The 18,388-nt window shown below is 65.0% G+C and carries 20 protein-coding genes; 5 read left to right on the top strand and 15 right to left on the bottom strand.

Annotated elements, in window-relative coordinates:
- Nucleotides 1-46 precede the first annotated feature (46 nt).
- The 14 genes from P1K30_RS10395 to mdh all read right to left on the bottom strand — a co-directional run bounded on the left by P1K30_RS10395 (nucleotide 47) and on the right by mdh (nucleotide 13,988).
- On the bottom strand, nucleotides 47-403 hold the full coding sequence (locus tag P1K30_RS10395) for an SH3 domain-containing protein (protein ID WP_275632658.1): 357 nt from the start codon (nucleotides 401-403) through the stop codon (nucleotides 47-49).
- Nucleotide 404: 1 nt separating this feature from the next.
- Nucleotides 405-1,793, bottom strand: coding sequence for a dihydrolipoyl dehydrogenase (gene lpdA / locus P1K30_RS10390; protein WP_275632657.1), 1,389 nt, complete (start codon nucleotides 1,791-1,793; stop codon nucleotides 405-407).
- Nucleotides 1,794-1,868: 75 nt separating this feature from the next.
- The gene (locus P1K30_RS10385; RefSeq protein WP_275632656.1) at nucleotides 1,869-2,294 is read right to left on the bottom strand and encodes an MAPEG family protein; all 426 of its coding nucleotides are present in this window, start codon (nucleotides 2,292-2,294) and stop codon (nucleotides 1,869-1,871) included.
- A gap of 3 nt (nucleotides 2,295-2,297) precedes the next feature.
- Nucleotides 2,298-2,561 carry a hypothetical protein gene (locus tag P1K30_RS10380; RefSeq protein WP_275632655.1) on the bottom strand — a complete coding sequence of 88 codons (264 nt, stop codon included), beginning with the start codon at nucleotides 2,559-2,561 and terminating at the stop codon, nucleotides 2,298-2,300.
- A gap of 81 nt (nucleotides 2,562-2,642) precedes the next feature.
- Complete coding sequence (gene odhB, locus P1K30_RS10375; RefSeq protein WP_275632654.1) at nucleotides 2,643-4,166, bottom strand: 2-oxoglutarate dehydrogenase complex dihydrolipoyllysine-residue succinyltransferase; 1,524 nt, start codon at nucleotides 4,164-4,166, stop codon at nucleotides 2,643-2,645.
- A gap of 11 nt (nucleotides 4,167-4,177) precedes the next feature.
- On the bottom strand, nucleotides 4,178-7,129 hold the full coding sequence (locus tag P1K30_RS10370; protein WP_275632653.1) for a 2-oxoglutarate dehydrogenase E1 component: 2,952 nt from the start codon (nucleotides 7,127-7,129) through the stop codon (nucleotides 4,178-4,180).
- Between the two features lie 121 nt (nucleotides 7,130-7,250).
- Nucleotides 7,251-7,781, bottom strand: coding sequence for a DUF805 domain-containing protein (locus tag P1K30_RS10365; protein WP_275632652.1), 531 nt, complete (start codon nucleotides 7,779-7,781; stop codon nucleotides 7,251-7,253).
- A 115-nt stretch (nucleotides 7,782-7,896) separates the two neighbouring features.
- The gene (gene sucD / locus P1K30_RS10360; RefSeq protein ID WP_275632651.1) at nucleotides 7,897-8,778 is read right to left on the bottom strand and encodes a succinate--CoA ligase subunit alpha; all 882 of its coding nucleotides are present in this window, start codon (nucleotides 8,776-8,778) and stop codon (nucleotides 7,897-7,899) included.
- A 17-nt stretch (nucleotides 8,779-8,795) separates the two neighbouring features.
- Entirely contained in the window at nucleotides 8,796-9,341 is a 546-nt protein-coding gene (locus tag P1K30_RS10355; protein WP_275632650.1) for a hypothetical protein, read from the bottom strand.
- A gap of 11 nt (nucleotides 9,342-9,352) precedes the next feature.
- The gene (locus P1K30_RS10350; RefSeq protein ID WP_275632649.1) at nucleotides 9,353-9,751 is read right to left on the bottom strand and encodes a hypothetical protein; all 399 of its coding nucleotides are present in this window, start codon (nucleotides 9,749-9,751) and stop codon (nucleotides 9,353-9,355) included.
- Between the two features lie 125 nt (nucleotides 9,752-9,876).
- Entirely contained in the window at nucleotides 9,877-10,200 is a 324-nt protein-coding gene (locus tag P1K30_RS10345; protein WP_275632648.1) for a hypothetical protein, read from the bottom strand.
- A gap of 105 nt (nucleotides 10,201-10,305) precedes the next feature.
- A complete protein-coding gene (gene sucC / locus P1K30_RS10340) occupies nucleotides 10,306-11,499 on the bottom strand; it encodes an ADP-forming succinate--CoA ligase subunit beta (RefSeq protein WP_275632647.1) in 1,194 nt (397 codons plus the stop codon).
- Nucleotides 11,500-11,705: 206 nt separating this feature from the next.
- Nucleotides 11,706-12,896: a hypothetical protein gene (locus tag P1K30_RS10335; protein WP_275632646.1), complete on the bottom strand. Its 1,191-nt coding sequence runs from the start codon at nucleotides 12,894-12,896 to the stop codon at nucleotides 11,706-11,708.
- 129 nt (nucleotides 12,897-13,025) lie between these two features.
- A complete protein-coding gene (gene mdh / locus P1K30_RS10330) occupies nucleotides 13,026-13,988 on the bottom strand; it encodes a malate dehydrogenase (protein WP_275632645.1) in 963 nt (320 codons plus the stop codon).
- A 178-nt stretch (nucleotides 13,989-14,166) separates the two neighbouring features.
- On the opposite strand from mdh, the gene P1K30_RS10325 reads away from it, so the two are divergent.
- Nucleotides 14,167-14,916: a sulfite exporter TauE/SafE family protein gene (locus P1K30_RS10325; RefSeq protein WP_275632644.1), complete on the top strand. Its 750-nt coding sequence runs from the start codon at nucleotides 14,167-14,169 to the stop codon at nucleotides 14,914-14,916.
- Nucleotides 14,917-14,948: 32 nt separating this feature from the next.
- Here the strand turns inward: P1K30_RS10325 and P1K30_RS10320 are convergent, their stop codons facing one another.
- The gene (locus P1K30_RS10320; protein ID WP_275632643.1) at nucleotides 14,949-15,263 is read right to left on the bottom strand and encodes a hypothetical protein; all 315 of its coding nucleotides are present in this window, start codon (nucleotides 15,261-15,263) and stop codon (nucleotides 14,949-14,951) included.
- Between the two features lie 318 nt (nucleotides 15,264-15,581).
- Here P1K30_RS10320 and P1K30_RS10315 point away from each other — a divergent pair, with 318 nt between their 5' ends.
- From P1K30_RS10315 to P1K30_RS10300, 4 genes are read left to right on the top strand one after another with little or no spacing between them, the layout of a single operon-like run.
- Nucleotides 15,582-16,442 carry an HpcH/HpaI aldolase/citrate lyase family protein gene (locus tag P1K30_RS10315; RefSeq protein WP_275632642.1) on the top strand — a complete coding sequence of 287 codons (861 nt, stop codon included), beginning with the start codon at nucleotides 15,582-15,584 and terminating at the stop codon, nucleotides 16,440-16,442.
- Nucleotides 16,439-16,999, top strand: a complete 561-nt coding sequence (locus P1K30_RS10310; protein WP_275632641.1) for an NnrU family protein — start codon at nucleotides 16,439-16,441, stop codon at nucleotides 16,997-16,999. Before P1K30_RS10315 ends, P1K30_RS10310 begins: the two co-directional genes overlap by 4 nt.
- A gap of 18 nt (nucleotides 17,000-17,017) precedes the next feature.
- Nucleotides 17,018-17,224 carry a DUF1737 domain-containing protein gene (locus P1K30_RS10305; RefSeq protein ID WP_275632640.1) on the top strand — a complete coding sequence of 69 codons (207 nt, stop codon included), beginning with the start codon at nucleotides 17,018-17,020 and terminating at the stop codon, nucleotides 17,222-17,224.
- A complete protein-coding gene (locus tag P1K30_RS10300; RefSeq protein ID WP_275632639.1) occupies nucleotides 17,224-18,252 on the top strand; it encodes a MaoC family dehydratase in 1,029 nt (342 codons plus the stop codon). The genes P1K30_RS10305 and P1K30_RS10300 overlap by 1 nt, the downstream gene beginning before the upstream one ends.
- The last annotated feature ends 136 nt before the right edge of the window (nucleotides 18,253-18,388 follow it).

The following is an 18,388-nucleotide window of genomic DNA, read 5'->3' as shown; positions in this document are numbered from 1 at the left end:
TTTGTTCTCATGGCGAGTCCATCGACGAGGCATGCGCGGGACCCTGTCAGGAAGTGGCCAAGCACTCGTCGGGCACCCAGCCCGCCGCGCCATCCGGGGTGCGGCAGAAGGACCAGCCAAGACGGCGGGCGGTGATCTCGACGGTGTCGCCTTCGGCCACGGTCAGTTCGGTGGTGTCGAAATCGTCGATTGCACGGGCGGGCGGAGCGTCGGTGTCAGTGGGGATGTCGCTTGGGATGTCGACCAAGGCGTCGGGCAGCCAGTCGCCAAGGCCCGTCGCATCCGTGCACCAGCGCCAGCCGGGATGTTCGTCGTCCAGCTGGCCGGGGGTGAGGGGATCCCCGGCCCTGACACGCAGGGCCGGGTCATAGCTTTTCGTCCAGGCCTTCGCGACCCGGGCCATGTCAGACGTGAATCGGACCGTCGCCGCAGGCCAGAGCGGCCTCGCGCACGGCTTCCGAATAGGTCGGGTGGGCGTGGCAGGTGCGGGCGACGTCCTCGGCGGCGGCGCCGAATTCCATCGCGACGCAGATTTCGTGGATCAGATCGCCGGCACCCGGGCCGATGATGTGGCAGCCCAGAACGCGGTCGGTGTCCTTGTCGGCAAGGATCTTCACGAAGCCGTCGGCGGCGAAGTTGGCCTTGGCGCGGCCGTTGCCCATGAAGGGGAACTTGCCGACCTTGTAGGCGCGGCCCTGTTCCTTGAGCATCTCTTCGGTGGCGCCCACGGCGGCGACCTCGGGCCAGGTGTAGACCACGGACGGGATCACGTCGTAGTTCACGTGACCCGCCTGACCGGCGATGATCTCGGCTGCGGCGAAGCCTTCGTCCTCGGCTTTGTGGGCCAGCATCGGGCCGGTGATGCAGTCACCGATGGCATAGACGCCCTTCACACTGGTGGCGAAGTGACCGTCGGTCTTGATCTCGCCGCGCTCGGTCATCTCGACGCCAAGCGCCTCGAGCCCCAGGCCGTCGACATAGGGACGGCGGCCGGTGGCGACCAGAACGGTGTCGGCGTCGATCGTCGCTTCCGAGTCGTCCTTCTTCAGCTTGTAGGTGACCGTGGCCTTGGTCTTCGTCGCGTCGACCTTCTGCACGGCGGCGCCCATCACGAAGTCCAGCCCCTGCTTTTTCAGCGTGCGCTGGAAGGTCTTCGAGACCTCGGCGTCCATGCCGGGCGTGATGTTGTCGAGGAACTCGATCACCGTCACCTCGGAGCCGAGCCGCTTGTAGACCGAGCCCAGTTCCAGACCGATGACACCGGCGCCGATCACCACGAGTTTCTTGGGGATCTTGCCCAGTTCCAGCGCGCCGGTGGAGGTCACGACGACCTTCTCGTCGATCTCGATGCCGGGCAGGGCGCTGGCCTCGGAGCCGGAGGCGATGATGATGTTCTTCGCCTCGTGCACCTCGTCGCCGACCTTGACCTTGCCGGCTTCGGGGATCGAGCCCCAGCCCTTGAGCCAGTCGATCTTGTTCTTCTTGAACAGGAACTCGATACCCTTGGTGTTCTGGCCGATCACGTCGTCCTTGTAGGACAGCATCTGCTTCCAGTCGACCGAGGGGGATTTGCCCTTCAGGCCCATCTTGGCGAAGTTCTCTTCCGCCTCGTGCAGCTGGTGGCTGGCGTGCAGCAGCGCCTTCGAGGGGATGCAGCCGACGTTCAGGCAGGTGCCGCCAAGGCTTTCGCGGCCCTCGACGCAGGCGGTCTTGAGGCCCAGCTGGGCGCAGCGGATGGCGGCGACGTAGCCGCCGGGGCCCGCGCCGATCACGATGACGTCGTATTGTGCCATGTTCGGTTTCCTTTCCTAGATCGGGGAGGGGGCTCTGCCCCCGCCGCGCGTCCCGCGCGGCCCCCCGGGATATTTTCAGACAGAAGAAGGCGCGAAGAGCGCGGCCAGAAGGAGAAGCCCGGTGGCAAGCCAGCCAAGGCCGAAGATGATCGAGCGCCACGGGACCCAGCCAAGGGCATAGGCGGGCACATAGGCGATCCGGGCGGCGAGGTAGATCCACGCCAGCGTCGCGGTATAGCCAGAGGATGCGCCGGAGAGCGTTACCGCGATCGCGGCGATCGCGAACAGCAGCAGCGCCTCGTTGTGGTTGTTGTAAGCGCGCGCGAGGCGGCCGGTGGGCACGCTGACCTGTTCCATCAGCGGCTTCTTCAGCCGGTAGGGGTCGCGCGGCGACAGGGTCTTGCCGGTGCCCAGTTCCAAGTTGGCGGGCACGGCAAAGAACACGAGCTGCAGCATGTGCCACAGCGCGGCGAGGATCAGGACTTTGAGTTCGGGTGTCATCGGTCAGAGGGTGTCCAGCATGTGGTATTCGCTGGAGGTGATGCCGGCGCGCCCCTCCATCAGGTCGGTGCGCAGGCCGTCGACATAGGCGCGGGCCTTCTTGGCGTCGTTGATGCCGAACAGCACCCAGGCGCTGTCGGCGCTGCCCGCCTCGCGCCAGATCTGAAGGACGGTCAGGCCCGCCTGGCCGCGCCGTTCCGCGTCATCGTCGAAAGCGGATTTCCAGCGGTCGAAGTCCTCGAAGGCAATGCGGCAGAGCATCTGCATGACGTGGTTCCCCGTGCTGGCTGCGGTTGCGGGCGAAAGGCCCGCGCCCGGATCGGGGCGCGGGCCGAGACTTTGGCGGCCTTACAGGTCCATCAGCAGGCGGCGCGGATCCTCGAGCGCTTCCTTGACGCGCACGAGGAAGGTCACCGCGCCTTTGCCGTCGACGATCCGGTGGTCGTAGGACAGCGCAAGATACATCATCGGGCGGGCGACGATCTGGCCGTCCACCACCATCGGGCGCTGCTGGATCTTGTGCATCCCGAGGATGCCCGACTGCGGCGGGTTCAGGATCGGCGAGGACATCAGCGAGCCGTAGACGCCGCCGTTCGAGATGGTGAAGGTGCCGCCCTGCATGTCGGCCATCGACAGCTTGCCGTCGCGGGCCTTGATGCCGAGTTCGGCGATCGTCTTCTCGATCTCGGCGAAGGACATCTGGTCGGCGTCGCGCACCACCGGCACCACAAGACCGGTGGGCGTGCCCACGGCGATGCCCATGTGGACGAAGTTCTTGTAGACCACGTCGGTGCCGTCGATCTCGGCGTTGACGTCCGGGACCTCTTTCAGGGCGTGAATGCAGGCCTTGGTGAAGAAGGACATGAAGCCAAGCTTCACGCCGTGTTTCTTCTCGAACAGGTCCTTGTATTCCTTACGCAGATCCATGACCGCGCCCATGTCCACCTCGTTGTAGGTGGTCAGCATGGCGGCGGTGTTCTGGGCGTCCTTCAGGCGGCGCGCGATGGTCTGGCGCAGGCGGGTCATCTTGACCCGTTCCTCACGGTCCGCATCGGCGGCGGTCGACGGGGCGCGCGGCGCGGGCTTGGCGGCCGGGGCGGGCGCGGCCTTGGGCGCCGAGGCGGCCTTCAGCACGTCTTCCTTCATGATGCGGCCGTCCTTGCCGGTGCCGGTCACCTGATCGGGCGACAGGCCCTTCTCGGCCATCAGCTTCTTGGCGGAGGGCGCATCCTCGACGTCCTTGCCGCCGGACGCTGCGGGCGCTTCGGCGGGCGCGTCCGACGCGGCGGCCGGGGCCGAAGCGGCGGCGCCGTCACCCGACGACAGAACGGCAAGCTGGCCACCGGCTTCGACAGTGTCGCCTTCGTTCTTCAGGATCTCGGTCAGGGTGCCGGACGCGGGTGCCGGAACCTCGACCGAGACCTTGTCGGTTTCCAGTTCGCACAGCATCTCGTCCTGGCTGACGGTGTCGCCCACCTTCTTGAACCAGGTCGCGACGGTCGCCTCGGTGACGCTTTCGCCGAGGGTCGGAACCATAACGTCGACGCTTTCGCCACCCGAGGACGCCGGTGCGGCGGCGGGTTCTTCGGATTTGGCCGGGGCCTCTTCCTTGGCGGGCGCGGCGGCGGCGCTACCGCCTTCCGCGAGGGTGGCCAACAGGGCGTCGACACCCACGGTCTCGCCTTCGGCGGCGACGATTTCGCCCAGGGTGCCGGCGGCGGGCGAGGGAACCTCGACCGTTACCTTGTCGGTTTCAAGCTCGCACAGCATTTCGTCGACGGCCACGCTGTCGCCCGGTTTCTTGAACCAGGTCGCGACGGTGGCTTCGGTGACGCTTTCGCCCAGGGTGGGCACGCGGACTTCGGTGCTCATGGTGTCTACTCTTATCCTTCGATTCCAAGCGCGGCGTTGATCAGCGCCTGCTGTTCAGCCTTGTGTTGCGATGCGAGGCCCGTGGCGGGCGAGGCCGAGGCGTGACGGCCGGCATAGATCGGGCGCTGGTTCTGCGCGCCGATGCGGGACAGCACCCACTCGATATTGGGTTCGATGAAGGTCCAGGCGCCCTGGTTCTTCGGTTCTTCCTGACACCAGATCATCTCGGCGTTCTTGAACCGTTCGAGTTCCTTCACCAGCGACAGGGCGGGGAACGGATAGAACTGTTCGATCCGCATCAGGTAGACGTCGTCCAGACCCTCGGCGTCGCGCTTTTCAAGCAGGTCGTAGTAGACCTTGCCCGAACACATCACGACGCGCTTGATCTTGTCGTCCGCCGCCAGTTGCAGATCCGAGTTGCCGCGTTCCGCATCGTCCCAGAGGACGCGGTGGAAGCTGCCGTCGGTGAAATCCTCGGCGGTCGAGATCGCCATCTTGTGCCGCAGCAGCGACTTCGGCGTCATCAGGACCAGCGGCTTGCGGTAGGACCGGTGCAGCTGCCGACGCAGGATGTGGAAGTAGTTCGCCGGGGTCGAGCAGTTGGAGACGATCCAGTTGTCTTCGGCGCACATCTGCAGGAACCGTTCAAGACGGGCCGACGAGTGTTCGGGGCCCTGACCCTCGAAGCCGTGCGGCAGCAGCATGACCAGACCGGACATCCGCAGCCACTTGCGTTCGCCGGAGGAAATGAACTGGTCGAACATGATCTGGGCGCCGTTGGCGAAGTCGCCGAACTGGGCTTCCCACATCACCAGCGCGTTGGGTTCGGCCAGCGAATAGCCGTACTCGAAGCCCAGCACCGCATATTCGGACAGCATCGAGTCGATGACCTCGTACTGCGCCTGTCCGTCGCGGACGTGGTTCAGCGGGTAGTAGCGCTCTTCGCTGTTCTGGCTGACGATCGCCGAGTGCCGTTGCGAGAAGGTGCCGCGCGCCGAGTCCTGGCCGGACAGGCGGACGGGGTAGCCTTCCGTCAGCAGCGAGCCGAAGGCCAGCGCCTCGGCCGTGGCCCAGTCGAAGCCCTTGCCGGTCTCGAACATCTCTTTTTTCGAGTCGAGCAGGCGCGAGACCGTCTTGTGCAGCGGGTATCCGTCGGGCACCGAGGTCAGCGCCTCGCCGATCTGCTTCATCGTCTCGGGCTTGATCGCGGTTTCGCCGCGCTGGTATTTCTCGCCCTCGCGGTCGAGATGCGACCAGCGGCCGTCCAGCCAGTCGGCCTTGTTGGGGCGGTATTCCTTGCCGGCCTCGAACTCTTCGTTGAGGTGCGCCTGGAACGCGGCCTTCATATCCTCGATCTCGCCCTCGGGGATCAGGCCGTCTTTCACCAGACGGTCGGTGTACAGCGACAGGGTCGTCTTGTGACCCTTGATCTTCTTGTACATCACCGGGTTGGTGAACATGGGCTCGTCGCCCTCGTTATGACCGAAGCGGCGGTAGCAGAAGATGTCGATCACGACGTCCTTGTGGAACTTCTGCCGGAACTCGGTCGCCACCTTGGCGGCGTGAACCACGGCCTCGGGGTCGTCGCCGTTGACGTGGAAGATCGGCGCTTCGACCATCAGGGCGATGTCCGTCGGGTAGGGCGAGGACCGCGAGAAGTGCGGCGCGGTGGTGAAACCGATTTGGTTGTTCACAACGATGTGGATCGTGCCGCCGGTGCGGTGGCCACGCAGACCCGACAGGCCGAAGCATTCCGCGACAACGCCCTGACCCGCGAAGGCCGCGTCGCCGTGCAGCAGGATCGGCAGAACCGCGGTGCGGTCGGCGTCGTTCAGCTGGTCCTGCTTGGCGCGGGCCTTGCCGATGACGACGGGGTTCACCGCCTCGAGGTGCGAGGGGTTGGCGGTCAGCGACAGGTGGACCTTGTTGCCGTCGAACTCGCGGTCAGACGAGGCGCCAAGGTGGTATTTCACGTCGCCCGAACCATCGACGTCTTCGGGTTTGAAGCTGCCGCCCTGGAATTCGTTGAAGATCGCCTTGTAGGGCTTCTGCATGACGTTCGCGAGGACCGACAGGCGGCCCCGGTGGGGCATGCCGACGACGATTTCCTTCACGCCAAGGTTGCCGCCCCGCTTGATGATCTGTTCCATCGCGGGGATCAGTGCCTCGCCCCCGTCCAGACCGAACCGCTTGGTGCCCATGTACTTGACGTGCAGGAACTTCTCGAAGCCCTCGGCCTCGACCAGCTTGTTCAGGATGGCGCGGCGGCCTTCGCGGGTGAACTGGATCTCTTTGCCCAGCCCCTCGATCCGCTCTTTCAGCCATGCGGCTTCCTGCGGGTTCGAGATGTGCATGTATTGCAGCGCGAAGGTGCCGCAATACGTGCGCTTCACGATGTCGAGGATCTCGCGCAGCGAGCCGAATTCCAGACCCAGCACGTTATCAAGGAAGATCGGGCGGTCATAATCGGCTTCGGTGAAGCCGTAGGATTTCGGATCTAGCTCGGGGTGCGGGGTCTGTTCGCGCATGCCCAGCGGATCGAGGTCGGCGACAAGGTGGCCGCGGATCCGGTAGGCGCGGATCAGCATCAGGGCGCGAAGGCTGTCCAGCACGGCGCGTTTGACCTGTTCGTCCGAGACTTTGACGCCCTTCTCTTCGGCCTTCGCGGCAATCTTCTTGCCGGCGTCCTTCATCTCTTCCTTGGCCCACTGACCATCCAGCGCCGAGGTGAGTTCGTCGTTCGGGACGGGCGGCCAGTCGGCGCGCAGCCAGCTGGGGCCGGCGGCCTCTTGCTTCACGTCCTGCCGTTCGTCGCCCATCTGGCGGAAGAACTCGGCCCAGGATTCGTCCACCGCCGCGGGGTTGTCGGCGTAGCGGGCATAGAGCTGCTCGATGTAATCGGCGTTGTGCCCTTGCAGGAAGCTTGAGGCGTGGAACTGGTCGTTGGGGCTTTGTTCGGTCATCGGGACTCACCCAGGGGTTCAGGGGTTTCTAGCGTTGCATGTAGGTTGGTAACGTAACGGAGGTTAACGAAACCGCACCGGCTTCCGTGGCGGACGTGCCGGAAAAGTGAGGCGGCGCAGGTCATCGCGCCCCCTTCGGAGGCACAGGCCCCCATTGGTTCTGATGCGGCTGCGTGGGGCGCGTGAGCCACCACAGCACCAGCAGCGGAGAGATGAAAAGGACCAGCGCGGCAAGCAGCGCGATCAGCCCGACGCCGCCGCCGATGAGCGCGCCGAATTCACCGCTGAACAGCGGACGGAAGCCGTAGGCGAACCCGAGGAAGGTGGTGATGCCGACCATCACGATCAGCGGATACAGCAGGTACAGCCCGGATCGGCCCGTGTCGTGCATCCGGCGCCAGCCGACGGCCAGCGCGGGGATCAGGGTTGCCAGCGCGAAGATCCGGCCCAGAACCGACCGCACCTCGACATCGTAGACACCCGGGGCGCGTTCGACTTCAACCGTGCCGAACAGCGCGCCGTCGATGAAGCCAAGAACGACGCTGCCAATGAACAGGAACAGCGCGAACCACCAGTATTCGGGCCGGCGCGCGCGGCCCGAGAAGGTCGCGTATTTGCGAAAGCAGGTCTTGATGGCGTCGGTGAAGCTCATGACCGGTCTCCCGCTGGATGGGCCAAAACCGTTACCGTGCAAAACGCCGTAACGCGGCAGCCCGATCGGGTTGCCGCGTTGTTTGCGCGATATGGGGCACGGCCCGGCATCGGTGTTAGCCGATCGCCTTCAGCACGGCTTCGCCGAGCTGCGCGGGGCTGTCGGCCACGACGATCCCGGCGGACTTCATCGCCTCGATCTTCGATTCCGCGTCGCCCTGACCGCCCGAAACGATGGCACCGGCGTGGCCCATGCGGCGGCCCGGAGGCGCGGTGCGGCCGGCGATGAAACCGGCGGTCGGCTTCCAGCGGCCTTTTTTCTTTTCGTCCGCAAGGAACTGCGCGGCTTCTTCTTCGGCGGTGCCGCCGATCTCGCCGATCATGATGATCGACTCGGTCTCGTCATCGGCAAGGAACCATTCCAGCACGTCGATATGCTCGGTCCCCTTGATCGGGTCACCGCCGATGCCGACGCAGGTGGACTGGCCAAGGCCGACGTCCGAAGTCTGCTTGACGGCTTCGTAGGTCAGGGTGCCCGAACGAGACACGACGCCGACCGAACCGCGACGGTGGATGTGGCCGGGCATGATGCCGATCTTGCACGCGTCCGGGGTGATGACACCCGGGCAGTTCGGGCCGATCAGGGTCGAGTTGGAGTTCACCAGCGCGCGCTTCACCTTCATCATGTCCAGCACCGGGATGCCTTCGGTGATGCAGACGATCAGCGGGATTTCCGCGTCGATCGCTTCAAGGATCGAGTCGGCCGCGAACGGGGGCGGAACGTAGATCACGGTCGCGTTCGCGCCGGTCTGGTGCACCGCCTCGTGGCACGAGTTGAACACCGGCAGATCCAGGTGCGTCTGGCCGCCCTTGCCGGGGGTCACGCCGCCGACCATCTTGGTGCCGTAGGCGATCGCCTGTTCCGAGTGGAAGGTCCCCTGCGAGCCGGTGAAGCCCTGACAGATGACCTTGGTGTTTTCGTCTACGAGGACTGCCATGTCTGTCCCTTTTTCCTTTACACGCGGTAAGAACTGTAGAAACGGCTGGTGCCGTTTGCGACGCAGCCGGCCTCGCCGTCGAGCGAGATGACGCCCACGACATGACCGATCGGATTGGTGGGGTCCTCGTACCGGACACACTCGACCGGCTGGCCGGTGGCCGGGTCGACGGGACCCGTAGTGACGAAGCGGACGTAGCCCGGATAGCGGGCCGGAACGACGGCATCGAGGATCGCGTTCGCGCCGGCCACGCCAAGGTGGGTGCTGGACGGCGAACAGAATTCAGGCATCTCACCGTAGTACAGCTCGATGCTGACGGTGTCGGCGGGACCCGTGAACGTGTGGGTCGTGTCGCTGTTCACGCTGCTGCGTTCGACCTGCTCGGCGAAGCCGGCGTTGCGAAACGCCTGCGCCCAGGCCTCGTGGCCAGGCGCGTCCAGCAGGCACAGGCGCAGGCCAAGACGCATGTTGTCCTCGACCGCCTGCTCGAAGCTTTGCGGCAGGGCGGGAGTGGCAAGCGACAGTGAAAGCGATGCAATCAGTGTGGAAGTGGCAATACGCATCTTCATAATCCCTACAAGTTCAAAATGATTGCGCTGGTGCCGTCCACGTTGCACTCGCCAGAGTTTCCGGCGGCGGCATAGTGGACCCAGATCAGCGATTGTGGGGCGAAAATGGAAAGCCCGTCGCACGGAGACGATAGCCCGCGTTCGGGATGACCTTCTTGGACCATGTCGGGAAAAAGGGTGCCTGCAAGGGCGCTTCCCATCGCGATCGCGTCGGCCAGCGGCACGTCCGTCGACTGGAAAGAGCAATAATTCTGGCTCGGGTCGACCCAACCGAAAATGCGGGGGCCGGTTACTTCGCTGACGCCTTCGTCCATCCCGGGCACCAGCGTGAATCCCGCCGCTTCCAGCGCGGCCGGAATCTCCGCGGCAGAGCGATAGTTGCGCAGGCAGATCTCGGTCGCCATGCGCATTAGCTCGGTCGGGGCAGGTTCCGGCGCGGGGGCCTCAGACACGGACGGCGCGGCGCCGGTTTGTCCGGACTTGCCCTGCGCGGCGGCGCCGGTGGTGGCCGCCGCCAGCAAGACCAGCCCTAGCGATGCGGCCCGGACAGTTCGTCCAGCAGACGGGTAACCATCAGCGCGGTTCCGGCGATCACCATCGACCGTCCGACCGAAACGCCAAGATTGTCCGGCGCGACAAGGCTGACCCCGTTCCGCGACTTCCGCACGGCGCGCTGCAGGGCGTTCGACTGCCTTGCGTCGTCCATCGGCATCGGGTCGGGGATGTTCAAAGCCTGCGGCTTGGTGCGCCACAGATAGGCCCCGGCGGCCAGCAACCCCGCGCCGATCGCCAGCGGCAGGATGCGCTTCGTCGTCGGCTCGGAGACCGGGATGGTTTTGGGTAGGGTCGGCATCTTCAATGTCATGGCAGTGCACTCCGTTTGACGAAGAACACGCCAGGGCCGCCGCGGGTTCCGCGGCGGCGTCCAGAAGCTTATGAAAGCCGACCCCGATCACGGTCAGCCCTTGACGGCCTTCACGATCTTTTCGGCGCCGTCCTTCAGGTCGTCCGCCGCGATCACGTTCAGGCCAGAGTTCGCGATGATCTCTTTGCCCTTGTCGACGTTCGTGCCTTCGAGACGCACGACCAGCGGAACCTCAAGGCCGACTTCCTTCACCGCGGCGATCACGCCCTCGGCGATGACGTCGCAGCGCATGATGCCGCCGAAGATGTTCACAAGGATACCCTTCACGTTCTTGTCGGACGTGATGATCTTGAACGCCTCGGTCACCTTTTCCTTCGTGGCGCCGCCGCCGACGTCAAGGAAGTTGGCCGGTTCCGCGCCGTACAGCTTGATGATGTCCATCGTCGCCATCGCAAGACCGGCGCCGTTGACCATGCAGCCAATCTCGCCGTCCAGCGCGATGTAGTTCAGGTCGTACTTGGAGGCCGCCAGTTCCTTGGGGTCCTCTTCCGTTTCGTCGCGCAGGTTGGCGACGTCGGCCTGCCGGTACATGGCGTTGCCGTCGAAGCCCAGCTTGGCGTCCAGAACTTTCAGGTTACCGCCCGGCATCAGGATCAGCGGGTTGATTTCCAGCATCTCCATGTCCTTCTCGACGAAGGCTTTATAGAGCTGACCCATCAGCTTGACGCACTGTTTCTGCGCCGGCCCTTCAAGGCCCAGCGAGAACGCGACGCGGCGGCCGTGGAACGGCTGGTAGCCGGTGGCCGGGTCGACGCTGAACGACAGGATCTTCTCGGGGGTCGACGCGGCGACCTCTTCGATGTCCATGCCGCCCTCGGTCGAGCAGACGAAGGACACGCGGCTGGTCTGGCGGTCCACCAGAAGCGCGAGGTACAGTTCGCGTTCGATGTCGGAACCGTCTTCGATGTAGATGCGGTTGACCTGCTTGCCCGCCGGGCCGGTCTGGTGCGTGACCAGCGTCTTGCCCAGCATCTTCTTGGCTTCGTCAGCGGCCTCTTCGACCGACTTCGCAAGGCGGACGCCGCCTTTTTCGCCGGCCTCGGCCTCTTTGAACGAGCCCTTGCCGCGGCCGCCGGCGTGGATCTGCGCCTTGACCACCCAGAGCGGACCGTCGAGTTCGCCAGCTGCGGTCTTGGCGTCGGCGGCGTTCAGGACGACGCGACCGTCCGAAACGGGGCAGCCGTACTCGCGCAGAAGCGCCTTCGCCTGGTATTCGTGGATGTTCATGAAGCTTTTCCTCGCTCGTGAAGTCGGGGATCGTTATGTCGCGAATTCCATGCCACGATACACCGACAGGCTTAAACAGGTTTTACGCCTGATTGCGCGAACGTCCGCCATTTTCCCGGATTTGTGATCACACGCGGAAATCGTGTGATCACAAACGGCAAAAACCTTGTCCTGTTGAGAGAATCAATGCGATCCGGAAGGCGGGGTCAGTTCAGGAACACGACGAACATCATCGTGTCACCGCGGGCAAGCCGCGTGAAATCCAGCCAATTGTCGCGCGCTAGGCGCTGTCCTTCCTCGGCATAGCGCATCAGGCCGACCCCGTGAACCCATTCGGCAATGTCGACCGGGATCGGGTCTTCGAACATGGATTGCAGGTTCAGACCGGCGCCCTGGCGAAGTCGCCAGTAGGGGATCAGAACCTCTCCGTTCAGCAGTTTCTCGGCGTCGTCCAGCACCGCCAGCCAGCGCGCCCCGGTTCCGGCGGGCACCTCTAGCCCAAGGCCCTGCTGCTGCAGGTCGTTGGGAATCCATTCGCCGTTGTTGTCCGTTTCGGCGGCGACACGGGACCAGAACACGCGGTTCTGCGCGATCATCTGCAACAGGTGCTCGCGGGCGGCGCGGGTGTGTTCAGCGTCGGGCGGCTGGCGCAGGGACAGGTAGATCGCGGCGATCCGGTCGACCTGTTGCCCGAACTGCATGTCCATCGCGTTGACATACGGCGTGTCGGCCGCCAGTGCGTTCATCTCCTGCGAGGAGGCCGCGATGCGGGCGATCTGTTCGGTCGGATCGAAGGCCAGCACCAGTTCCGAGAAGGCGGCCAGAAGGTGCGTGTAAGCCGCCAGCCACGCGGCGTCGGACGTGTCGAACACCAGGGGCGGTAGGCGGTCGGCGTCCATCCCGCGCCCGGTCAGGGCAAGCCCGGCGACATTGACCAGACCCTCGCCCTCGTCGCGGGTTCCGTTCATGTTGATGTCGAACCACATCTCGTCCAGCCGGATCGGCAGCGAGACGGCGTCGTCGTCCCCGATCGTCAAAAGCGGTGCGCGGGCGGCATCCATGTCCGGCAGCATCTGCGTGAACAGCGCGGTGATCGCGGCGGGATCGAACGGTTCGGGCGAAAGGTTCGGCGGCACCGGCAATCTCAGCACCGGCAGTTCTGTGCGCGCGGCGTTGAAGCCCATGCGCCAGCGTGTCTGAAGCGTGACCTCGATCGCGCGCAGGAACCTGACCCCGCCAAGGGCGAACCGTTCGGTCGGGTCAGGGTCGGGCAAGGCGGCAAGATAGGCCTCGGTCGGGGCGATCCCTTCGTCGCGCAGGCGGTCGGTGATGTCGGGCGCCTGTGCCCAAGCGGGCAGGGCGGTGCAGATCAGGATGGCAAGGCTGTAACGGAACATCGGTCTCCCCCCGTGCGTCCGGGTCCGACGGCGGGACCCTGAAACGAAAATGCGCGCCCAGGGGCGCGCATTCAACGGGGGATTTCCGGACCGGCCGGGGTGTCCCGACCGGTTCGTGTGACCCGTAGATCAGGACAGGCTGTCGTCGATGCCCTTGCAGGCCTCGACCAGACCTTTGACGGCGTCGACCGATTTGTCGAACATTGTCTGCTCTTCCTTGTTGAGCTTGATGTCCACGACCTTCTCGATCCCGCCGGCGCCGATGATCGTGGGCACGCCCACGTACATGCCCTTCACGCCCAGTTCGCCGTCGCAATACGCGGCGCAGGGCAGAAGACGCTTCTGGTCCTTGAGGTAGGCCTCGGCCATCTCGATGGCGCTGGTGGCCGGGGCGTAGAACGCCGAGCCGGTTTTCAGCAGGCCGACGATCTCGGCGCCACCGTCACGGGTGCGCTGCAGGATGGCGTCCAGCTTGTCCTGGGTGGTCCAGCCCATTTCCACGAGATCGGGAAGGGGGATGCCGCCGACGGTCGAGTAACGCACCGACGGGACCATCGTGTCGCCGTGGCCGCCAAGGACGAACGCGGTGACGTCTTTCATCGACACGCCGAATTCCAGCGACAGGAAGTGGCGGAAGCGGGCCGAGTCCAGCACGCCGGCCATGCCGCAGACCTTGTTCGCGGGCAGGCCCGAGAACTGCTGCAGGGCCCAGACCATCGCGTCGAGCGGGTTGGTGATGCAGATCACGAACGCATCCGGAGCGTGCGCCTTGATGCCTTCACCGACCGACTTCATGACCTTCAGGTTGATGCCCAGCAGGTCGTCGCGGCTCATGCCCGGCTTGCGCGGGACACCGGCGGTCACGATGCAGACGTCGGCGCCGGCGATGTCGGCGTAGTCCTGCGTGCCCTTCAGGCTGGCGTCGAAGCCTTCCGACGGGCCGGATTCGGCGATGTCCAGCGCCTTGCCTTCCGGAACGCCCTCGGCGATGTCGAACAGGACGACGTCGCCCAGTTCCTTCATTGCCGCCAGGTGGGCGAGCGTACCACCGATCTGTCCCGCCCCGATCAGGGCAATTTTCGGTCTGGCCATTTGATCCTGTCTCCGGTCCAGTTGATTTTCCACGCGATGCCTAGTCTTTCCCATGCTGCGGTGCAAGCCGCGCCGGGTGGGCGCGCAAATCGCGATACATGGCATACCATGGGGTACGAACGGCCTCGAACCGTTACAAGTGTATGTCGTGCAACAGAAAACTGATCGGGAGAGGCAAATGCAGCTGGATCCGGCATTCTTCGCGGTCGCGGTGCCCGCGGTGCTGTTCGCCGGGGTATCGAAAGGCGGTTTCGGTTCAGGCGCGGCCTTCGCCGCGACGCCGCTTCTGGCGCTGATTCTGGAACCGGGGCAGGCGCTGGGCCTGATGCTGCCGCTGCTGATGCTGATGGATGTCGGCGCGCTGCGCCCGTACTGGCGCCAGTGGCACTGGCCCTCGGCGCGGGCGTTGCTGATCGGATCTGTGCCGGGCGTCGCGCTTGGCGTGGTGCTGTGGCGGGTCGCCGACGCCGACGCGATACGCCTGCTGATCGGGGCCGTGTCGTTGGGCTTTGTGGCGTTTCGCGGTGCAAGCGCGATGGGCCTGCTGCGTCCGTCACGGCCTTTGTCCGACCGTGCCGGAATGCTTGCGGGCGGTGTGGCGGGTTTCACCAGTTTCGTCAGCCATGCCGGCGGACCGCCGGCGGCGGTCTACCTGTTGTCGCGCCCGCTGACGAAAACGGAATTTCAGGCCACGACGGTTCTCGTGTTCTGGCTGGTGAACCTGCTGAAGTTCCCACCCTATGCAGGGCTGGGAATCTTCACGCGCCAGACGCTGCTGGCGGATCTGCTGCTGGCGCCGCTCGCCTTTGCCGGGGTCTGGCTGGGCGTCTGGATGCACCGGCGGGTGTCGGGGCGACTGTTCTTCGCCCTGACCTATGTGTTTCTGACCTGCGCGGGGCTAAAGCTGATCTGGGACGCGCTGACCTGATCCGGGGCCCGGTCGGGCGCCCCGCGCCGGCGTTACAGGCGAATGCCTGCGGGCGTCAGTTCTTCGTCCAGACGTTCGAAGGACTGGCCGGATGCCACAAGGCAGGTCTGACCGTTCGGCAAGGTGACCGTGATCGTCCATGTGCCGGTCTCGATCGAGGCGAAAATCTCGATCACCGAGTTGTTGGCCCCCATTCCCATCGACTGCCGGCTTTCGCCGTAGCCTTCGGCAAGGCGGTCGACGACGGTTTCGCGATCCGCGCAATTGCGGCCCTGGCCGATCGCCTGATCCGCGAAAAGGACACAGGCACCGACACCAAGAGAGAGGGCGAGAAACGAGCGTTTCATTCTGTCTTTCCCTTTTTCTGTCAGGCGCATCCGTCCTGGCCTGCCACGCGGCGGGCGGTCGCACCTTCGATCCGATACACGCCGGACGTCGTTTCCGCATTCTACCGGAGACCGTCTTCACGGCCCTTCCCCCGACGAGCGGCGTGATCTCAAGGTCGTGCGAACTGGCCAAAAAATGGTTAACGGTCCGGCCGTCAAACGCTTCAAAATCGCAAGACGCTGATAACGATCAAGATTCTGCGCTGCGGCAAAACAATCCTTGCCTCGCGCAACGGCTCGTGTTCGTTTCCCGAGCATAGCGAGAGGAGAGCGAGAATCATGACGGAAGACGTACGGCCCTATCGATCCGTCCTGTATATCCCCGGCTCGAAGGACCGCGCGCTGGACAAGGTCCGCTCGCTTCCCGCCGACGCCATCATCTTCGATCTCGAGGACGCCGTGGCCGCCGATGAGAAGACGAACGCCCGCGCCACGCTGGCCGCCGCGCTGGCGGAGGGCGGCTATGGCGCACGCGCGCGGATCGTCCGCGTCAACGGGCTGGACACCGATTGGGGGCGCGAAGATATCGCGATGGCCGCAAAGGCCAAACCGGACGCGATCCTGCTGCCCAAGGTTGGTCGTGCCGCCGATCTTGATGCGGTGGCGGATCTGGCGCCCGGCGTCGACCTGTGGGCGATGATCGAAACGCCCGCAGGCATCCTGCACGCCGAAGAGATCGCCGCGCATCCCCGCCTGACGGGCATGGTGATGGGCACTAACGATCTGGCCAAAGAGTTGAACTGCCGGTTCCGCGCCGACCGCCTTCCGCTGATCACCAGCCTGCAGATCGCCCTTCTGGCGGCGCGGGCGCACGGGGTGGTCTGCGTCGATGGCGTCTATAATGCCTTCAAGGACGAGGACGGCCTGCGCGCGGAATGCGAACAGGGGCGCGACATGGGCTTCGACGGCAAGTCGCTGATCCACCCGGCGCAGCTGGCCGTTGCGAACGCGACCTTCGCGCCGTCCGAGGACGAGGTCGACCTTGCCCGCCGCCAGATCGAGGCGTTCGAATCCGCCGAGGCCGAGGGGCAGGGCGTTGCCGTTCTGGACGGCCGCATCGTCGAGAACCTTCACGTCGCAACGGCCCGCGCCACGCTGGCCCGCGCGGCGGCAATTACCGCACTGGAGCTTGCGCAATGATCCTGCTGCTTGTCGGAATCTTCCTTTGGTGGGCCGCTCACCTGTTCAAGCGCCTTGCCCCGGCGCGCCGCGCCGCGATGGACAACCAGATGGGGTCGGGCGCGAAGGGCGTCTTCGCGCTGGTCCTGCTGGTGTCGGTGGTGCTGATGGTGCTGGGCTTCCGGTGGAGCGAGTGGGTCCCCGTCTATGACCCGCCGTCTTGGGGGCGCCATCTGAACAACTTGCTGATGCTTATCGCCGTCGGGCTGCTGGGTGTCGGGCATTCGAAAAGCCGCCTGCGGGCCAAGATGCGCCATCCGATGCTGCTTGGCGTGCTAACATGGTCCTTTGCCCACCTTCTGGTGAACGGCGACCTGTCCTCGGTTCTGCTGTTCGGCCTGCTCGGCGTCTGGGCCGTGGTCGAGATCGTCGTCATCAACCGTGCGGAACCCCTTCGGACGTCTTGGCAGGGCGGCAGCATCGCCGGAGACGTGCGGCTGGGCCTGATCACGCTGGTGGTGTTCGCGGTGATCGCGGCGATCCATACGTGGCTCGGCTATCCTCCGTTCCCGATGTAATTCCGAAGTGAGACTGACATGAAAGCCTACCGACTGCTGACCGAGGAAGACACTTCGGCCTTCTGCCACAAGGTGACGCTGGCCCTGTCCAAGGGGTGGGAACTGCACGGGTCGCCCGCCTATGCGTTCGATGCGGAAACCGGGAAGATGCGCTGTGCCCAAGCCGTCACGAAGGACGTCGACGGCGTGGTGTACGATCCCGACATGAAGCTAGGTCAGCTCTGATGACGAAGACGGCGGCCGGACGGTTCTTCGAGGACTATGCCCCCGGACAGCTGATCCGCCATGCCGTTCCGCGCACGGTGACCACGGGCGAACGCGCCTTGTACCACGCGCTGTATCCCGCGCGTCATGCGCTGATGTCGTCCGACGCCTTCGCGCGGGCCTGCGGGCTTCCGGCGTCGCCGCTGGACGACCTTGCGGCATTCCACGTCGTGTTCGGTAAGACCGTGCCGGACGTGTCGCTGAACGCCGTCGCGAACCTTGGCTATGCCGAGGGCCGCTGGCTTCACCCCGTCTGGCCGGGCGACACATTGCGGGCCGAATCCGAGGTGATCGGGGTTAAGCAGAACTCTAATGGAAAATCCGGTGTCGTCTGGGTTCGCACGCGTGGCCTGAACCAGGATGACGTGCCGGTGCTGGAATATGTCCGCTGGGTGATGGTGCGGAAAGGCGATCTTTCGGCCCCGGCGCCAGAGACCGTGATCCCGGACCTTGCGCCGGCCGTCGACCCTTCGGCGCTGGTGATCCCGGACGGGCTGGACTTCACCGGCTATGATTTCGAACTGGCCGGAGAGCCTTACCGGTGGGGCGACTACGAGGTCGGAGAGATCATCGACCACGTCGACGGCGTCACGATCGAGGAAGCCGAGCACATGATGGCCACCCGCCTGTGGCAGAACACGGCCAAGGTCCATTTCGACGCGACACACCGGCCTGATGGACGGCGGCTGATCTATGGCGGCCACGTCATCTCTATGGCGCGGGCGCTGTCATTCAACGGGCTGGCCAACGCGCAGGTGATCGCGGGGCTGAACGCGGGGGCGCATGCGAACCCCTGTTTTGCTGGCGATACGGTGCGGGCCTGGTCAGAGGTGCTGGACAAGGCGCCGACTTCGGCGCCGGGCGTCGGCGCGATCCGTTTGAGGCTGGTCGCTACCAAGGGGGAAGCTGGCGTTCTGAAGGACGATGCCGGTAAGTACCTGCCCGACGTTCTTCTGGATCTCGACTATTGGGCGCTGATGCCGCTCTGATCGGGCGGCGCCTTGCACCGCTTGGGGCGTTGGCCGACGTGGTCTCGCCACAACTTGCCCGGACCTGTTCCAAAGCCCTCCTCGGGTCTTGACCGAACGTCTGTGCGGGGCCTTTAATCCGCGGCATGAAACAAGT

It is taken from the genome of Psychromarinibacter halotolerans (assembly GCF_029168315.1).
GTDB classification, from domain to species: Bacteria; Pseudomonadota; Alphaproteobacteria; order Rhodobacterales; family Rhodobacteraceae; genus Psychromarinibacter; species Psychromarinibacter halotolerans.
The sequence above is the reverse complement of the archived record's forward strand: the minus strand, read 5'-3'. Positions and strand labels throughout refer to the sequence as shown.